General features: G+C 60.1%; 20 protein-coding genes. 6 read left to right on the top strand and 14 right to left on the bottom strand.

The annotated features are described in order from the left end of the window. Nucleotide 1 precedes the first annotated feature (1 nt). The 3 genes from ACDZ94_RS24770 to ACDZ94_RS24760 are packed head-to-tail and all read left to right on the top strand — an operon-like array spanning nt 2 to nt 3,108. Nucleotides 2-1,186: an acetyl-CoA C-acyltransferase gene (locus tag ACDZ94_RS24770; protein ID WP_064452484.1), complete on the top strand. Its 1,185-nt coding sequence runs from the start codon at nt 2-4 to the stop codon at nt 1,184-1,186. Between the two features lie 9 nt (nt 1,187-1,195). Next, nucleotides 1,196-2,323 (top strand): acyl-CoA dehydrogenase, encoded by a 1,128-nt coding sequence (locus ACDZ94_RS24765; protein ID WP_407017755.1) that lies wholly within the window; start codon nt 1,196-1,198, stop codon nt 2,321-2,323. Between the two features lie 11 nt (nt 2,324-2,334). Then, on the top strand, nt 2,335-3,108 hold the full coding sequence (locus ACDZ94_RS24760; RefSeq protein ID WP_064452482.1) for an enoyl-CoA hydratase: 774 nt from the start codon (nt 2,335-2,337) through the stop codon (nt 3,106-3,108). A 206-nt stretch (nt 3,109-3,314) separates the two neighbouring features. On the opposite strand, the gene ACDZ94_RS24755 is transcribed toward ACDZ94_RS24760, so the two are convergent. The 12 genes from ACDZ94_RS24755 to arnC all read right to left on the bottom strand — a co-directional run bounded on the left by ACDZ94_RS24755 (nt 3,315) and on the right by arnC (nt 16,379). Beyond that, nucleotides 3,315-4,466 carry an acyl-CoA dehydrogenase family protein gene (locus ACDZ94_RS24755; protein ID WP_262664751.1) on the bottom strand — a complete coding sequence of 384 codons (1,152 nt, stop codon included), beginning with the start codon at nt 4,464-4,466 and terminating at the stop codon, nt 3,315-3,317. A gap of 3 nt (nt 4,467-4,469) precedes the next feature. After that, nucleotides 4,470-5,588: an enoyl-CoA hydratase/isomerase family protein gene (locus tag ACDZ94_RS24750; protein WP_432751768.1), complete on the bottom strand. Its 1,119-nt coding sequence runs from the start codon at nt 5,586-5,588 to the stop codon at nt 4,470-4,472. A gap of 131 nt (nt 5,589-5,719) precedes the next feature. Further along, nucleotides 5,720-6,430: an HPP family protein gene (locus ACDZ94_RS24745; protein ID WP_064452479.1), complete on the bottom strand. Its 711-nt coding sequence runs from the start codon at nt 6,428-6,430 to the stop codon at nt 5,720-5,722. 173 nt (nt 6,431-6,603) lie between these two features. Then, nucleotides 6,604-6,771: a hypothetical protein gene (locus tag ACDZ94_RS24740; RefSeq protein ID WP_432751767.1), complete on the bottom strand. Its 168-nt coding sequence runs from the start codon at nt 6,769-6,771 to the stop codon at nt 6,604-6,606. A gap of 293 nt (nt 6,772-7,064) precedes the next feature. Then, nucleotides 7,065-8,687 (bottom strand): ArnT family glycosyltransferase, encoded by a 1,623-nt coding sequence (locus ACDZ94_RS24735; RefSeq protein WP_221294803.1) that lies wholly within the window; start codon nt 8,685-8,687, stop codon nt 7,065-7,067. 3 nt (nt 8,688-8,690) lie between these two features. Then, entirely contained in the window at nt 8,691-10,070 is a 1,380-nt protein-coding gene (locus ACDZ94_RS24730) for a UDP-glucose dehydrogenase family protein (protein WP_064452477.1), read from the bottom strand. Continuing rightward, complete coding sequence (gene arnF / locus ACDZ94_RS24725) at nt 10,067-10,480, bottom strand: 4-amino-4-deoxy-L-arabinose-phosphoundecaprenol flippase subunit ArnF (RefSeq protein ID WP_064452476.1); 414 nt, start codon at nt 10,478-10,480, stop codon at nt 10,067-10,069. The genes ACDZ94_RS24730 and arnF overlap by 4 nt, the downstream gene beginning before the upstream one ends. Continuing rightward, complete coding sequence (gene arnE / locus ACDZ94_RS24720) at nt 10,477-10,824, bottom strand: 4-amino-4-deoxy-L-arabinose-phosphoundecaprenol flippase subunit ArnE (protein ID WP_432751766.1); 348 nt, start codon at nt 10,822-10,824, stop codon at nt 10,477-10,479. The genes arnF and arnE overlap by 4 nt, the downstream gene beginning before the upstream one ends. Then, nucleotides 10,821-12,476 (bottom strand): lipid IV(A) 4-amino-4-deoxy-L-arabinosyltransferase, encoded by a 1,656-nt coding sequence (gene arnT / locus ACDZ94_RS24715; RefSeq protein WP_407017759.1) that lies wholly within the window; start codon nt 12,474-12,476, stop codon nt 10,821-10,823. Before arnT ends, arnE begins: the two co-directional genes overlap by 4 nt. Continuing rightward, on the bottom strand, nt 12,473-13,357 hold the full coding sequence (arnD, locus tag ACDZ94_RS24710) for a 4-deoxy-4-formamido-L-arabinose-phosphoundecaprenol deformylase (protein WP_064452473.1): 885 nt from the start codon (nt 13,355-13,357) through the stop codon (nt 12,473-12,475). The genes arnT and arnD overlap by 4 nt, the downstream gene beginning before the upstream one ends. Next, a complete protein-coding gene (gene arnA, locus ACDZ94_RS24705) occupies nt 13,357-15,348 on the bottom strand; it encodes a bifunctional UDP-4-amino-4-deoxy-L-arabinose formyltransferase/UDP-glucuronic acid oxidase ArnA (protein ID WP_432751765.1) in 1,992 nt (663 codons plus the stop codon). The genes arnD and arnA overlap by 1 nt, the downstream gene beginning before the upstream one ends. Beyond that, entirely contained in the window at nt 15,345-16,379 is a 1,035-nt protein-coding gene (arnC, locus tag ACDZ94_RS24700) for an undecaprenyl-phosphate 4-deoxy-4-formamido-L-arabinose transferase (RefSeq protein WP_064452471.1), read from the bottom strand. Before arnC ends, arnA begins: the two co-directional genes overlap by 4 nt. A gap of 466 nt (nt 16,380-16,845) precedes the next feature. On the opposite strand from arnC, the gene ACDZ94_RS24695 reads away from it, so the two are divergent. Both ACDZ94_RS24695 and ACDZ94_RS24690 read left to right on the top strand, forming a co-directional pair. Beyond that, on the top strand, nt 16,846-17,664 hold the full coding sequence (locus ACDZ94_RS24695; protein ID WP_064452470.1) for a M949_RS01915 family surface polysaccharide biosynthesis protein: 819 nt from the start codon (nt 16,846-16,848) through the stop codon (nt 17,662-17,664). Between the two features lie 108 nt (nt 17,665-17,772). Then, the gene (locus ACDZ94_RS24690) at nt 17,773-18,687 is read left to right on the top strand and encodes a site-specific integrase (RefSeq protein ID WP_221294800.1); all 915 of its coding nucleotides are present in this window, start codon (nt 17,773-17,775) and stop codon (nt 18,685-18,687) included. Between the two features lie 6 nt (nt 18,688-18,693). Here ACDZ94_RS24690 and ACDZ94_RS24685 read toward each other — a convergent pair whose 3' ends face one another. Both ACDZ94_RS24685 and ACDZ94_RS24680 read right to left on the bottom strand, forming a co-directional pair. Next, nucleotides 18,694-18,957, bottom strand: a complete 264-nt coding sequence (locus tag ACDZ94_RS24685; RefSeq protein ID WP_064452468.1) for a DUF2790 domain-containing protein — start codon at nt 18,955-18,957, stop codon at nt 18,694-18,696. A gap of 111 nt (nt 18,958-19,068) precedes the next feature. Next, nucleotides 19,069-20,271 (bottom strand): multidrug effflux MFS transporter, encoded by a 1,203-nt coding sequence (locus ACDZ94_RS24680; protein WP_064452467.1) that lies wholly within the window; start codon nt 20,269-20,271, stop codon nt 19,069-19,071. Between the two features lie 296 nt (nt 20,272-20,567). Between ACDZ94_RS24680 and rbsK the strand changes: the two genes are divergently transcribed. After that, the gene (rbsK, locus tag ACDZ94_RS24675) at nt 20,568-21,488 is read left to right on the top strand and encodes a ribokinase (RefSeq protein WP_432751764.1); all 921 of its coding nucleotides are present in this window, start codon (nt 20,568-20,570) and stop codon (nt 21,486-21,488) included. Nucleotides 21,489-21,506 lie beyond the last annotated feature (18 nt).

Genomic DNA, 21,506 nt, shown 5'->3' with positions numbered 1-21,506 from the left:
CATGAGCGATCCGATTGTCATAGTCAGCGCCGTGCGCACGCCCATGGGCGGTTTCCAGGGCGACCTCAAAGGTCTGACCGCACCGCAACTGGGCGCCGCCGCGATTCGCGCGGCTGTCGAGCGCGCCGGTATTGCGTCCGATGCCGTGGATGAAGTGTTGTTCGGTTGTGTGCTGCCCGCAGGCCTGGGCCAGGCGCCTGCGCGTCAGGCGGCCCTGGGTGCCGGGCTGGACAAGGCCACCCGCTGCACCACGCTGAACAAGATGTGTGGTTCAGGCATGGAAGCGACCATGCTAGCCCACGACGCGTTGTTGGCCGGCAGTGTCGAAGTGGTGATCGCCGGTGGCATGGAGAGTATGTCCAACGCGCCGTACCTGCTCGACCGTGCGCGCAGCGGCTACCGCATGGGCCATGGCAAGGTGCTCGACCATATGTTTCTCGACGGCCTGGAAGATGCGTATGACAAGGGCCGCCTGATGGGCACCTTTGCCGAAGACTGCGCCGAGCACAACGGGTTTACCCGTGAAGCCCAGGACGCGTTCGCCATCGCCTCGCTGACCCGTGCGCAAGCGGCGATTACCGGCGGCAGCTTCGCTGCGGAGATCGTTCCGGTGCAGGTCACCGTTGGTAAAGAGCAAAAAACCATCGTGCATGACGAACAGCCACCCAAAGCCAGGCTGGACAAGATCAGCAGTCTGAAACCGGCGTTTCGTGAAGGCGGCACCGTGACGGCGGCCAACTCCAGTTCGATTTCCGATGGCGCGGCGGCGTTGCTGCTGATGCGCCAGTCCGAGGCGCAAAAGCGCGGTCTCAAGCCGCTGGCGGTGATCCACGGGCATGCTGCATTTGCCGATGAGCCGGGGCTGTTCCCGGTGGCGCCGGTGGGCGCAATTCGCAAGCTGATGAGCAAGACCGGCTGGCACCTGGGCGACGTAGATTTGTTCGAGATCAACGAAGCCTTCGCGGTCGTCAGCCTGGTGACGATGAGCAAGCTGGATATCCCCCACAGCAAGGTCAACATCCACGGCGGCGCCTGTGCCTTGGGGCATCCGATCGGCGCCTCCGGCGCGCGCATTCTGGTGACCTTGCTCTCGGCCCTGCGCCAGAAAGGCCTCAAGCGTGGCGTTGCCGCCATCTGCATCGGCGGTGGTGAAGCCACGGCCATGGCCGTCGAATGTCTGTATTAAGGACTCAACATGCTGCCCAATGACGAACAACTGCAAATCAGCGAGGCGGCCCGGCAATTTGCCCAGGAACGCCTGAAACCGTTCGCCGCCGAATGGGACCGCGAGCACCGTTTCCCCAAGGAAGCCATCGGCGAAATGGCCGAGCTGGGCTTTTTCGGCATGCTGGTGCCGGACCAGTGGGGCGGTTGCGACACCGGCTACCTGGCCTATGCCATGGCGCTGGAAGAAATCGCCGCCGGTGACGGCGCGTGCTCAACCATCATGAGCGTGCACAACTCGGTGGGTTGCGTGCCGATTCTCAAGTTCGGCAACGATCAGCAGAAAGAACTGTTCCTCAAACCCTTGGCCAGTGGCGCCATGCTCGGTGCTTTCGCATTGACCGAGCCACAGGCAGGCTCTGATGCCAGTAGCCTGAAAACCCGTGCGCGCCTTGAAGGCGACCATTACGTGCTCAATGGTTGCAAACAGTTCATCACCTCCGGACAGAACGCCGGCATTGTGATTGTGTTTGCGGTCACTGACCCGGCAGCCGGCAAACGTGGGATCAGCGCGTTTATCGTGCCTACCGACTCACCGGGTTACACGGTCGCGCGGGTGGAAGACAAGCTGGGCCAGCACGCGTCCGACACGTGCCAGATTCTGTTTGAGGATGTGAAGGTGCCCGTCGCCAATCGCTTGGGCGAGGAGGGCGAAGGCTACAAGATCGCCCTGGCCAACCTCGAAGGCGGGCGTGTGGGTATTGCCTCGCAATCGGTGGGCATGGCCCGCGCCGCGTTTGAAGCGGCACGCGACTATGCACGTGAGCGCGAAAGCTTTGGTAAAGCGTTGATTGAGCACCAGGCGGTGGCGTTCCGCCTGGCGGACATGGCCACTCAAATCGCGGTCGCCCGGCAAATGGTGCATTACGCCGCCGCGCTGCGTGACAGCGGCAAGCCGGCGCTGGTCGAAGCGTCGATGGCCAAGCTGTTTGCCTCGGAAATGGCCGAGAAAGTCTGCTCCGCCGCCTTGCAAACCTTGGGCGGTTACGGTTACCTGAGCGACTTCCCCCTGGAGCGGATCTACCGCGATGTGCGGGTCTGCCAGATTTACGAAGGCACCAGCGACATTCAACGCATGGTCATCTCACGCAATCTTTAAGGAGCCAATACATGAGTTATGAAACCATTTTGCTCGAAGTGCAGGGCCGCGTCGGGTTGATTACCCTTAATCGCCCGCACGCGCTGAATGCCTTGAATGCGCAGTTGGTCAGCGAGTTGAACCAGGCGCTCGACAGCCTGGAAGCCAACCCGCAAATCGGTTGCATCGTGTTGACCGGCTCCAAAAAAGCCTTCGCCGCCGGTGCCGACATCAAGGAAATGGCCGAGCTGACTTACCCGCAGATCTACCTCGACGACCTGTTCAGCGACAGTGACCGCGTGGCCAACCGCCGCAAGCCGATCATTGCGGCCGTTAATGGGTTCGCCCTGGGCGGCGGCTGCGAACTGGCGTTGATGTGCGACTTCATCCTGGCCGGTGATACGGCGAAGTTCGGTCAGCCGGAAATCAACCTCGGTGTATTGCCGGGCATGGGCGGCACTCAGCGCCTGACCCGCGCAGTGGGCAAGGCCAAGGCCATGGAAATGTGCCTGACCGGGCGTTTTATCGATGCGGTGGAAGCTGAGCGCTGCGGGATTGTCGCGCGCATTGTGCCGGCCGATGAACTGCTGGAAGAGGCGCTGAAAGTCGCCACACTGATTGCCGGCAAGTCAGTGCCGATCAGCATGATGGTCAAGGAAAGTGTGAACCGCGCGTTTGAAGTGAGCCTGTCCGAAGGCGTGCGCTTTGAACGCCGGGTGTTCCATGCGGCGTTTGCGACGCAAGACCAGAAGGAAGGCATGGCGGCATTTGTGGCCAAGCGCGCGCCTGAGTTCAAGGACCAGTAAGCTGACCCCAAAAACACGGTAGACCCCATGGTGGGAGCGGGCTTGCTCGCGAAAGCGGTGGGTCAATCAACATCAATGTTTGCTTCAGGCCGCCTTCGCGAGCAAGCCCGCTCCCACATTTGATCTTCGCTGCATTGAGCATTCCGTTCGCTTAACTGACTGGCATTAGGGCAAGCCCGCTCCCACAGGTGGGAGCGGCGTATCTGTCAGAGCTGGTAGTGCTTGAGCTCTCGGGCAATGACCATCCGCTGAATCTCACTGGTCCCTTCGTAAATCTGCGTAATCCTGGCATCCCGGTAGTAACGCTCCACCGGGTAATCCTCAAGATATCCATAGCCGCCATGAATCTGCATCGCTGAAGAGCAGACCTTTTCGGCCATTTCCGAGGCGAACAGCTTGGCCTGGGAGGCTTCCGACAAGCATGGTTTGCCGGCACTGCGCAGGCGCGCGGCGTGCAGGATCAGCAGGCGTGCGGCATTGAGCCGGGTTTGCATGTCTGCCAGCAGGTTGGCGATGCTCTGGTGCTCAATGATTGCCTGATTGAATTGCACGCGATCACGGGCGTACGCCAGCGCCGCCTCAAACGCTGCCCGTGCGATGCCTAACGCTTGGGCGGCAATACCGATGCGCCCGCCTTCGAGGTTGGACAGGGCGATGGCCAGGCCTCTGCCGCGTTCACCCAGCAGGTTGGCTTCGGGCACTGTGCACTCGCTGAGTGTGACGGCGCAGGTATCCGAGGCGCGAATGCCCATCTTGTGTTCCGTGCGATCAACCACAAACCCCGGCGTCTGGGTGGGCACCAGGAACGCGGAAATACCTTTTTTGCCCAACGCCGGGTCAGTCACCGCAAACACAATGGCTAACTTGGCGCGCTTGCCGTTGCTGACAAACTGCTTGGCGCCATTGATTACCCACTGGCCATCACGCAGCTCAGCGCGGGTGCGCAGGTTGTGGGCTTCGGAGCCGGCCTGGGGTTCGGTCAGGCAGAAGCAGCCAATGGCCTGGCCGCTGGCAAGGTCGGGCAGCCAGGTTTGTTTCTGTTCGTGTGTGCCGTAGTTGAGGATTGGCCCGCAACCCACTGAGTTGTGGATACTCATCAGCGCGCCGGTAGCACCATCACCGGCAGAAATCTCTTCTACCGCCAGCGCATAAGCCACGTAGTCGACATAGGTGCCGCCCCATTCCTCAGGGACCACCATGCCCAAAAGGCCCAATTCACCCATTTTTGCGACCAAAGCGTCATCGATCCAGCCGGCCTTTTCCCACGCTTGCGCATGCGGGGCGATTTCGCCACGGGCAAAGTCGCGCGCCATGTCACGGATCATTACCTGTTCTTCAGTGTATTCAATATCTTGCATGGCCTATTTCCCAGTCTGCACGAAGTCGCGGAAGAAGCTGTCGACATGGCTGGCGTCCAGCCCGTGGACAGTCGGCGGGTTCCAACGGGGCGTTTTGTCTTTATCGATGATCAGGGCACGAACCCCTTCGATCAGGTCGCCGCGTTCGAACCACTGGCGATCCAGGTGCAGTTCCAGGGCAAAGCACTGCTCCAGCGGCAGGCGGCGGCCACGGCGCAGCATTTGCAGGGTTACGGCCATGGCCAGCGGCGAGCGGGTTTGCATCAGGTTAACGGTAGTCAGGGCCCATTCGTGGCTGTCGGCGACGGTGACTTCCTGCAGTTGCTCAACGATGCTCTGCACGTCCGGCAAGGCGAAGAAGTGGTCGATAGCAGGTCGCAGCGCGGCCAGTGGTGCATCGGGCAATTGCTGTACGGCCAGTTTGGCCAATACGCCTTGCAGGTCCTTGAGCGGCGAGTCCTGCCACTGCAATTGATCGAGCTTGCGGTCCAGCTCGCTGAGTTTGGCGCTGTCGATAGACCAGTCCGCCAACCCGCAATACAACGCATCGGCCGCGCGAATCTGTACGCCGGTCAGGCCGAGGTAAATCCCCAGTTCGCCCGGAATGCGGGGCAGGAAGTAGCTACCGCCCACATCCGGGAAATAGCCGATGGCCACTTCCGGCATGGCCAGGCGGCTGCGCTCAGTGACTACGCGCAGGTCGGCACCTTGCACCAGGCCCATCCCACCGCCCAGCACAAACCCGTCCATCAGGGCCAATACGGGTTTGCGGTAATGATGAATGGCCAGGTCGAGGGCGTATTCTTCAACGAAAAAATCTTCGTGCAGGTTGTCGCCGTTCTTGAAGCTGTCGTACAGCGAACGGATGTCGCCACCGGCGCAGAAGGCTTTTTCACCGGCGCCGCGCAGTACCACGGCGTAAACCTGAGGATCATCCGCCCAGGCCTGTAACTGCGCCGTCAGGCTGCGGACCATCTCCAGGGTAATGGCGTTCAAGCCAGCGGGGCGATTGAGGGTGAGGTGGCCGATATGGTTACGCACGTCGGCCAGCACCTCGTGCTTAAGGGCCTCCTGCTGAAGAGCCTCGGCGCGGCTTGCTTCGGATGAAACCTGAGCAGTCATCTGTAACTCCCTGCTTTTATTGTTCTTTATCAAGATGTTCGCGAACGAACCCTCTCGCGATCGTACCAGTGCAAATTTGCCCCGTACAACCCGGAATCATGCAGGTCGTTTTTGCATTTATGCAGATGAGGTCAAGCGACGCGACTGGCCAGTACCTGGCCAATGCTGCGACGCCGTGCATGGCCTTCGGCCGCGTGGATCAGTTGTTCCAGCTCTGTCGGTTGCACATCGTAAAACTGCTCCATCTCGGCCATGGCCAGCTTCAGGTCGGCTGCGGTGATGGCGGCGTCTGCCCCCGATGGCGCAGTGCCGATGATGACCGCAGGTGATTCGCCCGTACCCTTGGGATAACGCGTGCGCGTGGCGTTGTTATAGGCCAACGCGCACACCAGCAGGGCACACGCGCCGAGCATGACCGGGGCCAACTCCTGCCAACCCAGCGCAATAGAGGCGGGGTCGGCAAGCACCAGGGTCATGGCCAGGCCACCGGCGGGTGGGTGCAAGCAACGCAGCCAGCACATCAGGATGACGGTCATGCCGGCCGCCAGGCAAGCGCTGCCCAGCGTACGGCCCAATACCCGAGCGACCAGCAACCCCACCACGGCGGCGCACAAATAGCTGCCAATAATCGACCAGGGTTGGGCCAGCGCACCGGACGACACCGCAAAGAGCAGCACGGCCGAAGCGCCAAGGGGACCGAGCAGGTGCAGTGCGACTTCCATTCCAAATAGCCGGGCACACACCCAGACACTGAACAGCGTGCCTACGGCCATGCCGACTGCGGCGCGGCTCCATTCGGCAGGGCGGGTATTGATTGCAGCGGGTAACCAGCGAGCGAGCATCGAAGCAGTCCATCAATAGCAGGCGAAAAAAAGGGCTTGGCGGGTTTCCCGCAAAAGCCCTTTGAAAGTTCCAATAGTTGGGGGAGGAACACTGAACAGTGTGCCGACCTGGGCACCCTGGCGCCACTGCATATTAATGAGGGTTGAATGCAAAAAAAGTGAAGTTATAGGGCTTAATCAAAAGCGATCAGGCGTGTCTGCTGCGCGAACGGCCTGTTGATCCGTCCGAGAACACGGGTATCAGCCTCTTCATTGAACAGCTGCCTTTGCAGGTTCGCCTGCAGCGCAGTGTTATCGGCCAAGGGTCCCTTCAACGCCACCAACGCGTCGCGCAGCTCCATCAACCGATCCAGCCTCGGCGCAGGCATAAGCAACAAATCTTCTGGCACGGTATTGCCCTTTTAATGATGGCGGCCACTGTGCGTTGAAGGGATGGCAGCGTCCTGTAGTAGATAGTTAACGCACTTGGCGAACGAGTCTACATTTGGGTTCCAGGCATCGGAAGGCAAAGCGCACCAGCCTTTACGCATAGCAACGTAGGTGCTTTCCGGGCGCTAATAACGAAAAACGCCCACTCTTTGAGGAGTGGGCGTTGTTTCCGTCAGACTGCTGTGACCGCGATCAGTGAACGCGATCAAGGCGCTGAGACTTTCTCCAGATGCAGCAACACATAAGGATCTTTGTCGAACTCTCCACTGAGCGTCGGTGTGATCGAGCGCAAGCGTGGATCTTGCAGTTTTTCGAAGTCCTGAGCACTCATTACCAGCCAGGCCGGCCCTTGCAACGGGGCCAGATCTGCGGACGATTGGGTAAACAGTGGCACCTTATCGCAGTTGAAGTTGACCATGAACTTGATGGCTTTCGCATCTTTACCCAAGCCATGCAGTACCACCGGTGCCGGTTGCTGCAGGATTTGCGCTTTGACCGCAAGGCTGAAGGTGCGGGTGTCGTAGAGCGTGCGTTCCAGCGGTTCGACCACCACGATGTAGGTCGACCAGAGCGCCAGCACTGCCGCGAAGGCGGGCCCCAGCGGCCGCAGGCGTGCTTTGAGGAGTGATAGCAACGCCAGCCCCTGAAGCACACCCAGCAACGTGAAGATCAGCCCAAGGTTGTCCAGCTGCGCCGGGTAACGCTTGCGCGCCACCACCAACCCGATCACCAGGAGCGCTGGCAGCAGCGTCCAGATACCCAGCATCAAAGCGCGTAGCGCCGCGAACAGTCGCCCCTGGGTGACCTGGAACGGGTAGGCCGCAATGATCGCCGCCATGGGCAGCATCGGCAGTATGTAGCGGGCCTTTTTGGCCTGGGGTACCGACAGGCCCAGCATCACCAGCAGACCGGCCGCCGCGCAATACAACACCAGTTGCAACGCCGGGTCCGGCGCTCGGCGCCCGCCGACGACGACCGCCAACAGCACCAACAACGCCAGCGGATAGGCCAACGCATAGTTGCCCATGGAGCTGGTGAAGTAATACAGCACGCCGCTGGAACCTTCGGTGCCGTCCATACGCCCCAGGAACTGCATGCGGATCACGTCCTGCATGAAGTCTTCGCCACCGCTGAGCTTGGCCAGCAGCAGCAAGAGGCCGACGCATGCCACCAACAGAGCCAGTGCCAGCACACCAAAGGTGAACAGTTGGCGCCATTGCCGATTGATCAGGTAATAGCTGCAAAGTACGCCGGTCGGGATCACCAGGCCGATTGGCCCACGCACTGCAAAGCCTAGAATCACTAGCAGGAACAACCAATGCAGACGTTTGGCGGCACCGAAGTGATCGTGGGCGTAACCCAGGTAGAACACCGCCAGGGCGATGGCGGCGAGCATCTGGTCCAGGGACACCGCACGGGTTTCACTGATGAAGGTGCTGCTGAGCAGCAACATCGCGATGCTCAACAGGCCCCAACGCGTGGAGTAGGGCGCCGTGAGGCGATACACCAGGGTTACGATCAGCGCTGACGCAATAGACGTAGGCAGCCATGCCGTCAGGCTGGTGACCTGGCCGAACGGCAAGGACAACAGCCACGTCAGCAGTGTTGAGGTCGCCAGGTAGTCAGCGTAGGGCTGGCCATAGGTGGTGGGAAAGAAGCTCGGCCCATGGCGCAGCATCTCCTGAGCAAACACCACGAAGCGCGAGTCGAAACCGATGATGGCCTGGTGCCAATTGCCGACGATAAACAGCACCAGTGCCAGGAGCCCAAGCCCCAGCGACTGGTTGCGGATCGTTGCAGTAAGCAAGGGCGGTTGAGCTTTGTTCACGTGTCAGTCTTCCTTGACCGGCGCTACCCAGTTTTGCTGAGGAATCGGCAACTCGCAGGAATCACCACGACCCATTGGGAAGTATTTGAAGCCTTTGCGCGCCAGGCGCTCGCCGTCGTACAGGTTGCGACCGTCGAAAATCACCGGGTTTTTCAGGCGGTCGAGGATCAGCTCGAAATCCGGGGCCTTGAACTGCTGCCATTCGGTGCAAACGATCAGCGCATCGGCGCCGCTCAAGGCGGACTCCGGTGTGCCCAGCAGCGTCAGGCGCGACTCGTCACCGTAGATTCGCTGGGTTTCCTGCATCGCTTCAGGGTCAAACGCACGTACATTGGCGCCCGCCGCCCAAAGGGCTTCCATCAGCACGCGGCTCGGTGCATCACGCATGTCATCGGTGTTGGGCTTGAAGGCCAGGCCCCACAACGCGAACGTCTTGCCTTTCAGCTCGCCCTTGAAGTAAGCATTGATACGTTCGAACAGCTTGCTCTTCTGGCGCTGGTTGATGGCTTCGACCGCTTCCAGCAGGTCGCTGGAGCAGTTGGCTTCCTTGGCGCTGTGGATCAGGGCGCGCATGTCTTTGGGGAAGCACGAACCGCCGTAGCCGCAACCCGGGTAGATGAAGTGGTAGCCAATTCGTGAGTCGGCGCCGATGCCCAGGCGTACGGCTTCGATGTCCGCACCCAGATGTTCGGCCAGCTCGGCGATCTGGTTGATAAAGCTGATCTTGGTGGCCAGCATGCAGTTGGCGGCGTACTTGGTCAGTTCGGCGCTGCGCAGGTCCATGAAGATGATGCGGTCGTGGTTGCGGTTGAAGGGCGCATACAGGTCGCGCATCACTTCACGCACTTCTTCACGTTCGCAACCGATGATAATACGGTCCGGGCGGCGGCAGTCGGCGACGGCCGTGCCTTCCTTGAGGAATTCCGGGTTGGAGACGATATCGAATTCCAGGTGACGGCCCGCGATGTGCAGGTTTTTTTCGATATGGGCGCGCAAGGTGTCGCCGGTGCCGACGGGTACGGTGGACTTTTCCACCAGAATCACCGGTTCCACACGATGGCGGGACACGGCATCACCTACCGACAGCACATACTTGAGGTCGGCCGAGCCGTCTTCATCCGAGGGCGTGCCCACCGCGATAAACAGCACTTCACCGTGTTCAACGGCGAGTTTTTCATCAAAGGTAAAGTGCAGGCGGCCACTTTCCAGGTTTTCCTTGACCATGGCAGCCAGGCCCGGTTCGAAGATGGTCACATGGCCTTTCTGAAGCGACTCGACCTTGCTCTTGTCAACGTCCATGCAGATCACATCGTGACCGACTTCGGCCAATACGGTGGCCTGTACCAGACCGACGTAACCGCTACCAAATACACTGATTTTCATGGGGCATTCCTGGGGCTTGCAACGCTAGCACGACGAGAGTTAATAACCAGAACACCGAGGATGACCAGCGCCACCCCCAGGGTTTTTGAAAGCGAAAAATGTTCGTTGAACACCGGCAGGCTGGCCGCCAGCAGGTACACCAGCGCGTAGCTGATGCTGAGCAGCGAATAGGCGCGACCCAGGGGTAAATGCTTGAGGGCGCCGAGCCAGCACACCATCGAGAGCGCATAGGCGATGATCGCCAGGCTGACCACGCCCAGGGCGCCCAGATCAATGGCGTTGCTGTTGAATGCGCTCAGCCACTCGTCCGGCAGCGGCAGGCGCGTCATGCTCCAGCGCATGCCCAGTTGAGCGGCGCTCACCAGACCGACGCTGCCCAGGGCCAGGGCAAACCCTTGCGCCCGGCTCATACGTGACGCCCCAGCAGTACAACGCCGCCGATGACCAGCGCCACACCGAGCCAATGACGGCCATCGATGTGCTCATGAAACACAAAGCGCGCCATCAGCGTTACCAGTGCGAAATTCAAGCTGAGCATCGGGTAGGCGATGCCCACCTCCAGACGCTGTAACACCAGCAGCCACACCAACAGGCCCAGGCCCAGGCAAACCAGCGCCGACCACAGCCACGGGGAGCGCAGTTTCGGCGCCCAACCGTCCGGCTGGTCACGCCAGCTTTCCACGGCAAATTTTTGCGAAACCTGGCCCATGCAGGTGAGCAGGCAGGCGCTTAATAGCAGAAGCAACGTGATCATTGCGCAGCCTGTGGGAAAATCAGGATCACGATATTGCCTTGCTCATAACGCTTGCCGTCCTGGGGCAGCAGGTTCACTTCAGCAACTTCATCGTCGCCCTTGACCCGCATCACCACGCCGACAGAACCCTTTTTGCGCGCTTCGCTCATCCATTGCTGGACTTCGCTGGTATCGATCTTGCGATGGGCGGTGTCCGGGTAGGCGATGCCGTATTTCACTTCGCCGACGGTGTTGTAGAGGCTGACGTCCGGGCGGCCCAAACGCCATGACAGGGCCGACGCGGCGCCCAGGTCATTGCTGAGCAGAGCGGTGGTCGGTTGCAGTTCTGGCAGGTGGTCGATGATGAACTGATCCGGCGTCTTGTTGTACACCACCGAATGGGGCAGGGCGGCCGGCACCAGAGCGACCAGCAACCAACTGCCGATCGCCGGCGCTGCCCACAGTTTCAAAGGGCGCGCGGCCTGCAGCAGGTTGACCACAATCCAGCCGAACAGGAAGGTAAACACCAGCACCAGGCTGAGGGTTTCTTGTCCGTGTTCGTACACCGGGTTCTTCAATTGAAACCAGCTGATTGCCAACAAAGCCGCGATACCGATACCCAGGTTCAGCCAGCCGTTGATGCGCAGTGCGCGACTATGGCCCCGGGCAAGTTTGTCGCTCAGGGTCGACCCCATCAGCAGGGCCAACGGCAACAGGCAAGGCATGATGTACGACGGCAGCTTGCCTTTGGCCAGGCTGAAGAATGCCAGCGGCATCAATAGCCAGAGCAGCAGGAACGCGGTTTTAGGCAGGCGTTTTTCCAGCCAGGCGCGTTTAACCGTGGATGGCAGCAGGGCAATCCATGGCAACGAGAACGCGACCATTAGCGGCAGATAGAACCAGAATGGCTCGGCATGCTGGGCGTCATCCCCGGCGAAGCGTTGGATATGCTCGTGCCAGAAGAAGAAGTTCCAGTAGTCCGGCTCTTGCAGGTGCACAGCCAGGGCCCACGGCAGGCTGACCACAATCGCAACGACCACGGCGACCACGCCGTAAGCCAGCAATTCACGAAAGCGTTTCTGCCAGATTGCGTAGGGCAGTGCGATCAACACCGGCAGCAGCCAGGCCAGGAACCCTTTGGTCATGAAACCCATGCCACAGGCAAAACCGAGCATGGCCCAGGACCATAAACGGCCGCGGCGCGTGGTGCTGTCGAAGCAGAACCACAGCGCCACACCGGTCAGGTTGACCCAGAAGGTGAATTGCGGGTCCAGGTTGGCATAACCGCCGAGCAAGGCCACGCTGACAAAGCTCATGTACAGCACCGTGCTGACCAGGCTTTTTTGCGGGTCGTTCCACAGTCGGCGAGACACAAGATAGACCAGCAGGATGCTCAACCCGGTGCTCAGCGCGGATGCAAAGCGCACGCCGAACAGGTTTTGCCCGAAAATCGCCTGGCCCAGCGCAATCATCCAATAGCCGGCGGCGGGTTTCTCGAAGTAGCGGATGCCCATGAAGTGTGGCGAAGCCCACTTGCCGGTCAGCAGCATTTCCTGGCTGATTTGTGCATAACGGGTTTCATCCGGAATCCACAGGCCATGACTGGCCAGCGGTAACAGATAAAACACACCAAACGCCAACAGGAGCAGGGGCAATGCCCAGCGCCGGATCATGCCTGCTGTACTCCGAGCCATCCCTCGCGGCCGCTCAGCGCGCCGCGCACCAGGTGTTGCTGGGGCAGGGTGGTCACATCCGCGGGCAGCAGATCGCCCAAGGGTTTGAAGTCGATGCCGCGCTGCCCGGCCTGGGCGAGCAACTGGCGAAAATCTTCAGCCATCAGAATCCCTTCTACTTCTGCGTGGATCGTGTAGACGTTCAGCTTTGACGCGGTAAACCGGTCAAGAATAAAGCTGTTGAAATCTTTGGCAGCCACCACCGGACCGACGACTTCGTCGAAGGTCGGCAGGTCTACCGGAATTTGTGGGGTGCCCGCACTGCCATCGGCCAAGGTGGGTCGAAACAGGCTGCTGCCACGGCAATCACTGTTGTAGCGAAAGTTGAAACCTTGTTTGGCTTGCACCACGCGTTCATCGGCACGCCAGCCGGCGGCGGCGGAACAGTCGATGCGTTCACCGAGAATGTCGCTCAAGGTGTCGACGCCGCGACGAATCTGCTCTACCAGTTGTGCGTCGCTCCAGCGCCCGGTGTTGGCCTGCCAGCCGTGGTGGTCCCACGCGTGCAGGCCGACTTCATGGCCGGCGGCCTTGGCCTGGCGCATCAAATGCCCCAGGTCACGACCAATCGGCTTGCCCGGCCAGGCGGTGCCGGCCAGCAAGATATCCCAGCCATACAGCCCGGCGGCATTGGAACGCAGCATCTTCCACAGGAATTGCGGACGGATGAGGCGCCACAAGTGGCGCCCCATGTTGTCCGGCCCAACGCTGAAGAAGAACGTCGCTTTCACCCCGGCTTCATCCAGGGATTCAAGCAACCGCGGCACACCTTCACGGGTGCCACGGTAGGTGTCGACGTCGATGCGAAGACCTGCCTGCATCAGCGCTTGTCCGCGATTTCGAGCATGGCTTCTTTAAGGAAGAAGTCCAGGGTGTTACCGATGGTTTCGCTCATCTCAACGGTTGGCTCCCAGTTCAGCAGGCGCTTGGCGTTTTCGATGCTTGGCTTGCGGTGCGCCACGTCCTGGTAACCGGTGCCGTAGAACGCCTTGCTCTCTACGTCACGGAAACCGGCGAACGGAGGGAAGTTGCTACGCAGCGGGTGAGCTTCGAACTGACGCAGCAGCTCTTCGCCCAGCTGACGAATGCTGGCTTCGTTTTCCGGGTTGCCGATGTTGATGATCTGGCCATTGCAGACATCGTTGTCGTTATCAATGATGCGTGCCAGGGCTTCGATGCCGTCAGCGATGTCGGTGAAGCAACGCTTCTGCTCGCCACCGTCGAACAGGCGGATCGGCGTGCCTTCTACCAGGTTCAGGATCAACTGGGTGATTGCACGGGAGCTGCCGATACGTGCCGAGTCCAGACGGTCCAGGCGCGGGCCCATCCAGTTGAACGGACGGAACAGGGTGAAGTTCAGGCCTTTGTCGCCGTAAGCCCAGATCACACGGTCCAGCAGTTGCTTGGAGACCGAGTAGATCCAGCGTTGCTTGTTGACCGGGCCAACCACCAGGTTGGAGGTGTCTTCGTCGAAGTACTGGTCCTGGCACATGCCATAGACTTCGGAGGTCGACGGGAAGATCACACGCTTGTTGTACTTGACGCAGTAGCGAACCAGTTTCAGGTTCTCTTCAAAGTCCAGTTCGAACACGCGCAGTGGGTTACGGGTGTATTCGATAGGGGTAGCGATGGCCACCAGCGGCAGGACCACGTCGCACTTCTTGATGTGGTACTCGATCCACTCGGAGTGAATGCTGATGTCGCCTTCCACGTAGTGGAAGTTCGGGTGGCTGCGCAGGCGCTCGATAGCGTCGGAACCGATATCCAGGCCGTAGATTTCGTAACGGTCGTCACGCAGCAGGCGCTCGGACAGGTGGTTACCGATGAAACCGTTCACACCCAGGATCAGTACGCGAGTACGACGTGGCTTGCGGCCGGACTCGGCGCCGCGCAGTACGGAACCGTCCACCAGGCCCAACTCGTCGGCCAGGGAAGGACCGGCCAGGTACAGGCCGTTTTCGTTGCGCTGGCCAAACTTGACCACCAGGGAATCTTCACCGCAGGCGATGCGCAGCGGGTTGACGCTGATCACACGGCCCGGGGCAATGCCTTCGTTGCCCTTGACCACATCGGCTTGCCAAACGATCAGTTTGTGCTCGCCTACGGCGCAGAAGGCGCCCGGGTAAGGTTGGGTAACGGCGCGAACCAGGTTGAACAGCTCTTCAGCCGGCTTTTTCCAGTCCAGTTTGCCATCGGCAGCGGTGCGGCGGCCGAAGTAGGTGGCCTGGCTTTCGTTCTGGGCAGTTTCCGCCAGCTTGCCTTGGGCCAGTTGTGGCAGGGCATCACGCAGCAGGTTGGTGGCCGCTTCACGCAGTTTGGCGTGCAGGGTCAGGCCAGTGTCAGTGCGCTCGATAACGACTTTTTGCTGGGCCAGGATCGCGCCGGCGTCGGCACGTTTGACCATGCGGTGCAGGGTCACGCCGGTTTCGGTTTCGCCGTTTACCAGCACCCAGTTGGCCGGGGCGCGGCCACGGTACTTAGGCAGCAGCGAGCCGTGCAGGTTGAACGCACCTTTCTTGGCGGTGGCCAGCAGGGCTTCGCTCAGCAGGTTGCGGTAGTAGAACGAGAAGATGAAATCCGGGTTCAGCTTGGCAATGCGCTCGATCCACAGTGGGTGGTTGGCGTCTTCCGGTGCGTGTACCGGGATGCCGTTGCGGGCACAGAGTTGGGCGACGGAGCCGTAGAAATTATTTTCCTTGGGGTCGTCGGCATGGGTGAACACGGCAGCAATGTCGTAGCCGGCGGTCAGCAGGGCTTCAATGCCTGCACAGCCAATATCGTGATAAGCGAAGACAACAGCTTTTGAATTCATGACGAAACCTGATCGGAAGGAGAAGTGGAAGTGTGAGAACTTGTCAGGCCGTCGACCACGACGACCGGAGCAGGTGCTGCGGGTTGGTTACGCAGCACTTTTTCAATAAAGAAGCGTGGGCGGGCGCGCACGTCACTGTACATGCGGCCCAGGTATTCACCCAAGAGGCCCATGCCGATGAATTGACCGCCGGTGAACACGAACAATACCGCAAACAGTACAAACGTGCCTGAGCCTGCCCATTCGGCACCGAAGACCAATCGCAGGAATACCAGTGCAAAGGCAAACAGCATGCCCAGCGCCGCCAGGCTGAAACCGACGATGCTCAGCAGGCGCAGCGGGGTGGTGGTCATGCAGGTCAGCAGGTCGAACATCAGGCTGATCAGGCGCATCGCGCTGTATTTGGACTCGCCGTGCTCGCGCTCGGCGTGATGCACCAGAATCTCGGTGGTGTGCCGGGCAAAGCCGTTGGCCAGGATCGGAATAAAGGTGCTGCGCTCACGGCAGGCGAGCATGGCGTCGACGATGGTGCGGCGGTAGGCGCGCAGCATGCAGCCGTAGTCGGTCATGGCCACGCCGGTGGAGCGTTGCACCGCCAGGTTGATCAGGCGCGAAGGCCAGCGGCGGAAGGCCGAGTCCTGGCGGTTGTTACGCACGGTTGCCACCACGTCGTAACCCAGGGCAGCTTGTTCCACCAGGCGCGGGATCTCTTCGGGCGGGTTCTGCAGGTCGGCGTCGAGGGTGATGACCACCTCGCCCCGGCACTGCTCGAAGCCGGCCATGATCGCCGCATGCTGGCCGTAGTTACGGTTGAGGATCACCGCCACCACGTTGCTGCCGTCTTCAGCGGCGGCGTCTTCAAGCAATTGAGCCGAGTTGTCGCGGCTACCGTCATCCACCAGGATGATTTCGTATTCGTAAGCCAGTTGCTTGCAGGCTGCCGTCGTGCGACGCAGCAATTCAGGCAGGCTCTCTTGTTCGTTGTAGACCGGGATAACGATCGACACGCAATGAATAGGGTAGGGTTTCAAAGATTCATGACCTCGGGGCTAGAGCAATTGAAGCGTGAAAACAGCAGTAATCAGTCGGTAAAACGCTGACTGATTAAACGTAGCGTGGGTTTGCGGCATTCATTCGACTTTCCTGAAGACGGGCAACGGATTCTTCCATGGGTATCAGATTAAAGACGAAATATATGAAAGGTAAAGCGTAATCAACAGGTTAGTCGGTAAAAACGCGGTTTGTTCTCAAGTTCTGCGGCCAAGGTTAAGCGGAAAAATGTTGAACGAATATGAAAGGCGGATGAAAAACTCGTTTATTTGACAGGTAGACAGCTAGGGTTCAGCTAAGTGACTGAAGCGCCAAGCAATAGGTTTACCGGGTAAAACTGCTGGGTTATTTCAGCGTTGTGCCGCCGACCGATTGTAATTCAACAATCTTCTCTGCATTGCCCTTCAAGTGCCGGTAAAGTAAGCCATCTCTTGCCAGGGTACTCGGATGAATAGCGTGCAGCTTTTTCGCGGCCAATTACGGCCTGCGTTGATGGGATTGTTGATGGCCGTGGCCTGTGTCACGACCGTACGGGCCGACGACGGGGTAGTGCTCTCGCGCATCGAGCAGGTACCGGAGGGCGTGGAAGTGCGTGGCAAGCAGGTCGCCGCCTATACCTGGGACGACCGCCAAGGCAAAAACCTGTTGGTACTCGCCGAGCAGGTTGGCGAGCGTGACGATGACGGCACCCAGTCGGCCTTCGTCTATGCGGCCCAATACCTGCTGGCGGGCGACCATCCCAAACGCGTCTGGATGCTTTATGACGACGTGCAGCATTGCCAATTCGATGCAGCGCTGCGCTTTGACATGGCGGCGACCAAGGTCACCGACCTGGCCGGGGATGGCATGACCCAGGCGACCGTGGGCTATTCGCGAACGTGCACCAGCGACGTCAGCCCCCGTGAATTCAAACTGATCATGCATGTCGGCAAATCCCAGAAGTACCGCCTGCGCGGTGTCGATCGCGTCGGCGCGAGCTGGTGGGACGAGGAAGCTGGCGCCCTGCGTGGCATGCCGCTGCCGACGGACTGCTCTATTGCAGCGCAACAGGCGCTGGTCAGCCAGTACAAGGAGCAGGGCACTGAGTTGCCGCTTCCCGGCTGCTATGGCGATGAGAGTGATTTCGCCAAGGCGCCGGACGGCTACCTGGCGTTCATGCGCCAGCATTGGTTTGGGCTGATGCAGAAACAGGACACTGAATGGAGCCAGACCCAAACCCAGCCTCAGCCCGAAGACGCCACAGAGGATGACGAATCGGCCCAGTGATTTTGTGCAAGGGCCGGTCGTGCGTTAAACTCGGCGCTCGCCAATTCACTAAATACCTCGATTAAACAATGAGTTGGTCGAGGTATTTAATCCAAAGGCTGATCTACCTTGACTGAGTCTATCCGCAACCCGCTGACCCTCTACCTCACCCGCCTGGCGCCCTCCAGTCAACTGACCATGCGTTACGTGCTGCAGGACGCCGCCGACCGACTCGGTTTTGAAGACATCAATCTCGAAGAGATCGACTGGCACCTGCTGCAACCCGAACACGTGATTGCCCTTGTCGCCGCGTTGCGCGAGGACGGCTATGCGCCGAACACCTCTTCGCTGTATGTAAATGCGGTGCGCGGGGTAATGAACGAGGCGTGGCGCATGAGCTTGATCAGCCAGGACCACCTGTTGAAGATGCGTTCGGTCAAGGCTGCGCCCGGCACCCGCCTGGGGCAGGGCCGTAACCTGCGGCGCACACTGATCCGCGAAATGATGGACGTCTGCGCCGCCGACCCACGCCCCCAGGGCCTGCGGGATGCGGCGGTGATCGGTATTTTGTATGGCTCGGGCATGCGCAAGTCGGAGTCGGTCAACCTCGACCTGGCGCAGATCAACTTCGACGAACGCAGCTTGCGCGTGACCGGCAAGGGCAACAAGGAACTGATCAAGTACGCACCCGCCTGGGCGTTTGCCAAGCTGCAAGCATGGCTGGAGTTTCGCCGCGAACACCTCAAGGAAGGCGAACAGGACGATCCATTTCTGTTCAATCGTATCCGCCGGGGCAGCCATATCACGCGCGAACGGATTACCAAGCACGCGATTTACTACATCGCCCGTCAGCGCGGCGAACAGGTGGGCGTGAAGATCATGCCCCATGATTTCCGACGGTCCTTCATCACCCGGGTGATCGAAGAGCATGACCTGTCGATCGCGCAGAAACTGGCGCATCACTCCAATATCCAGACGACCGCCAGTTATGACGTGCGCGATGACAACGAGCGGCGACGGGCGGTGGACCGGTTTGATTTGTAAGTGAGCTTAACTGTGCGGGCAGGTGTCACCGACCCGCCTATAGTCCAGTTCGTGACGCACGCCCTGGCTGTCAACGTACACAACATGGCCCTTGACCGGGCCGCAGGTGGCGGACGCGGCGTTGGTATTACGCACGGCCTTGGCGATGTCCAAGTCTTCGGCGTAATTGTCGGCCTGATTGACCGGTTTGTCCGCGCCCGGATTAGGGGCGCCCTGGGCGGCGGCGAAAGTGCTGACCACGCTCAGCAGTGCAATAAACAGGTAACGCATGACGACCTCCAGCACCGATCGGTGGCGGTTAGACTGTGGTCGCCATTCTATAAAGCCTGGCCCCGCCCCAGAACGGATTCCGGCCAATAACGGCTATCAGTCAAAACAATGTCAGGACCTGGCGCGGGCCAGATGAGTCGGTAAACGACGCAGGGTCCACAGGGTGACCAGCATCGCGGCGACGGCACACAGCGCGATGCCAATCAGCATGGGGGCAGGTGTGTGGTCGGCAAACACACCAACCAGGGTCATCGAGACGGCCGCCGTGATCATTTGGATAGCACCGAGCAGCGCCGACGCGGAACCCGCCACGGCACCATGATCTTCCATGGATAATACCCCTGCGGCCGGCAGTAACAGGCCGAGAAAGCCGAAACCGATAAACAGCAGCGCCATCATCAACGCCAGGTTGTCGCTCCATAGCGTGGTGGTGGCCAGCAATGTCATGACCACGGCAACGCCTACAACCGACCAGCGAATCAGCGGGGCCAGGCCAAAGCGCGCACTCAGGCGCGCCGTCAGTTGGCTCATGGCGAAGAATGAGGCAGCGTTTACTGCAAAGCACAGGCTGAATTGCGTCGGCGTCAGTCCGAAATACTCGATGTATACGAACGGTGCGCTGCCGATAAACACAAAGAACGTCGCCAGGCCAAAGCCACACACCACCGACAGGCCAGTGAATACCGGGTCACGAAGGAGGGCGCCGTAGCTGCCGAACGCATTGCCCAGGGTCTTGCCCAAACGGCGTTCGGCCGGATGGGTTTCCGGCAGTTGCACGATGGTCATCACCAGGCACAGCACCGCCACGACAGCCAGCGCCACGAACACTTCACGCCAACTCCAAAGGGAAATGACGACGCTGCCGGCCAAGGGCGCCAGGATCGGTGAAACACTCATCACCAGCATCAGCAAGGCCATCAAGCGCGCCGCTTCATGGCCGGTATACAGGTCACGAACGATGGCCCGGGGAATGACCATGCCGGCACACGCACCAAACGCTTGCAGGGCACGAAAGCCGATCAGCACTTCAATAGTGGGGGCCAGCGCACAACCGACGCTGCCCACGGCAAAAATCACCAACCCTGCATAAATCGGCGGCTTGCGACCGAACACATCGCTGATGGGCCCGTAGAACAGCTGGCACACGCCAATGATCATGAAGAACACCGTCAAGCTCATCTGCACGGCCGCCGGCGACGCCTGCAGGCTGGCCCCGAGGGTGGGCAGCGCGGGCAAATAGCTGTCGATGGCGAAAGGGCCTATGGCGGTGATCAACCCCAGCAGCAAGGCGAGGTGGGCAATACTTCGAGGCATGGGGATTCCGGGTTGCATCAAAAAAGATCGGCCAGCTTAGTGAGCGCTCCCCGGGGACACAAGGTGACGCTTACACACACGCTACATAATTGCGACCTTGCCCTATTTGAGTCGGGCTATGGAGCAGACCCGACGCAGTCGATCAGCGACTGCTTAAGGGCGCTGCCGACCATGTGCACACTCCGTTGATCTCTCATCGCAAAAAAAAGATTGAATATTCACACATAATGTTATTTAAATAACAAAACAAGAGCGCCACAACCTGCCTGGTCGTGCCGCAACAAGGTGGAATAGCAATGAGCAAGATCGCAGTCATCGGCAGCAATATGGTGGATTTGATTACGTACATCGACCGCATGCCGGGCCAGGGCGAAACCCTGGAAGCACCGGGCTTTGCCCTGGGTTGCGGCGGCAAAGGGGCCAACCAGGCGGTGGCGGCAGCCAAGCTTGGGGCGGATGTGTTGATGTTGAGCAAGGTCGGGGACGACATGTTTGCCGACAACACCCTGGCCAACTTCCAGCACTTTGGTATCGACACTCGTTATGTGCAGCGGGTGCCTGGCGTTTCCAGCGGCGTGGCGCCGATTTTTGTCCGGGCCGACTCCCACAACAGCATTTTGATCGTCAAAGGCGCCAACGCGCATTTGTCGCCTGCGGATATCGATGCGGCAGCAGCCGACCTGCGCGCGTGCACGTTGATCGTGCTGCAACTGGAGATCAACCTGGAGACGGTCTACTACGCCATCGAATTCGCTCACCGGCATGGCATTGCGGTACTGCTCAACCCGGCACCGGCCATGGCCGGGTTGAGCGCCGAGCATTTGGCCAAATTGGATTTCCTGATCCCCAACGAATCGGAACTGGCGCTGATCACCGGCCAGACCGTGGACTCGCCGGACTCAGCCCGCACCGCCGCAAAAACCCTGGTAGCCAGCGGTATTCGCCACGTGATTGTCACCCTTGGCGAGCAAGGCGCGCTGTACGTGGGCGAGGAGGGCGAATTCCAGGTGCCGGGCCAACGGGTTGCCGCCCGTGATACCACCGGTGCCGGTGACGCCTTTATTGGCTGCTTTATTCAACACTGGAACCGCAACGATGGGATTCGTCATGCCATGGAACAGGCAGTGGCGTATTCCGCCTGCTCGGTGATGGCGCTGGGTACGCAGACCTCCTATCCCGACAGCGAAGCATTCGCCCGCTTTCAGCAACAGCGGTAACACCCCCATCAGCCCGGA

Source organism: Pseudomonas sp. UBT (assembly GCF_050915955.1).
In the GTDB taxonomy this organism is placed as follows: domain Bacteria; phylum Pseudomonadota; class Gammaproteobacteria; order Pseudomonadales; family Pseudomonadaceae; genus Aquipseudomonas; species Aquipseudomonas antarctica_A.
The sequence above is the reverse complement of the archived record's forward strand: the minus strand, read 5'-3'. Positions and strand labels throughout refer to the sequence as shown.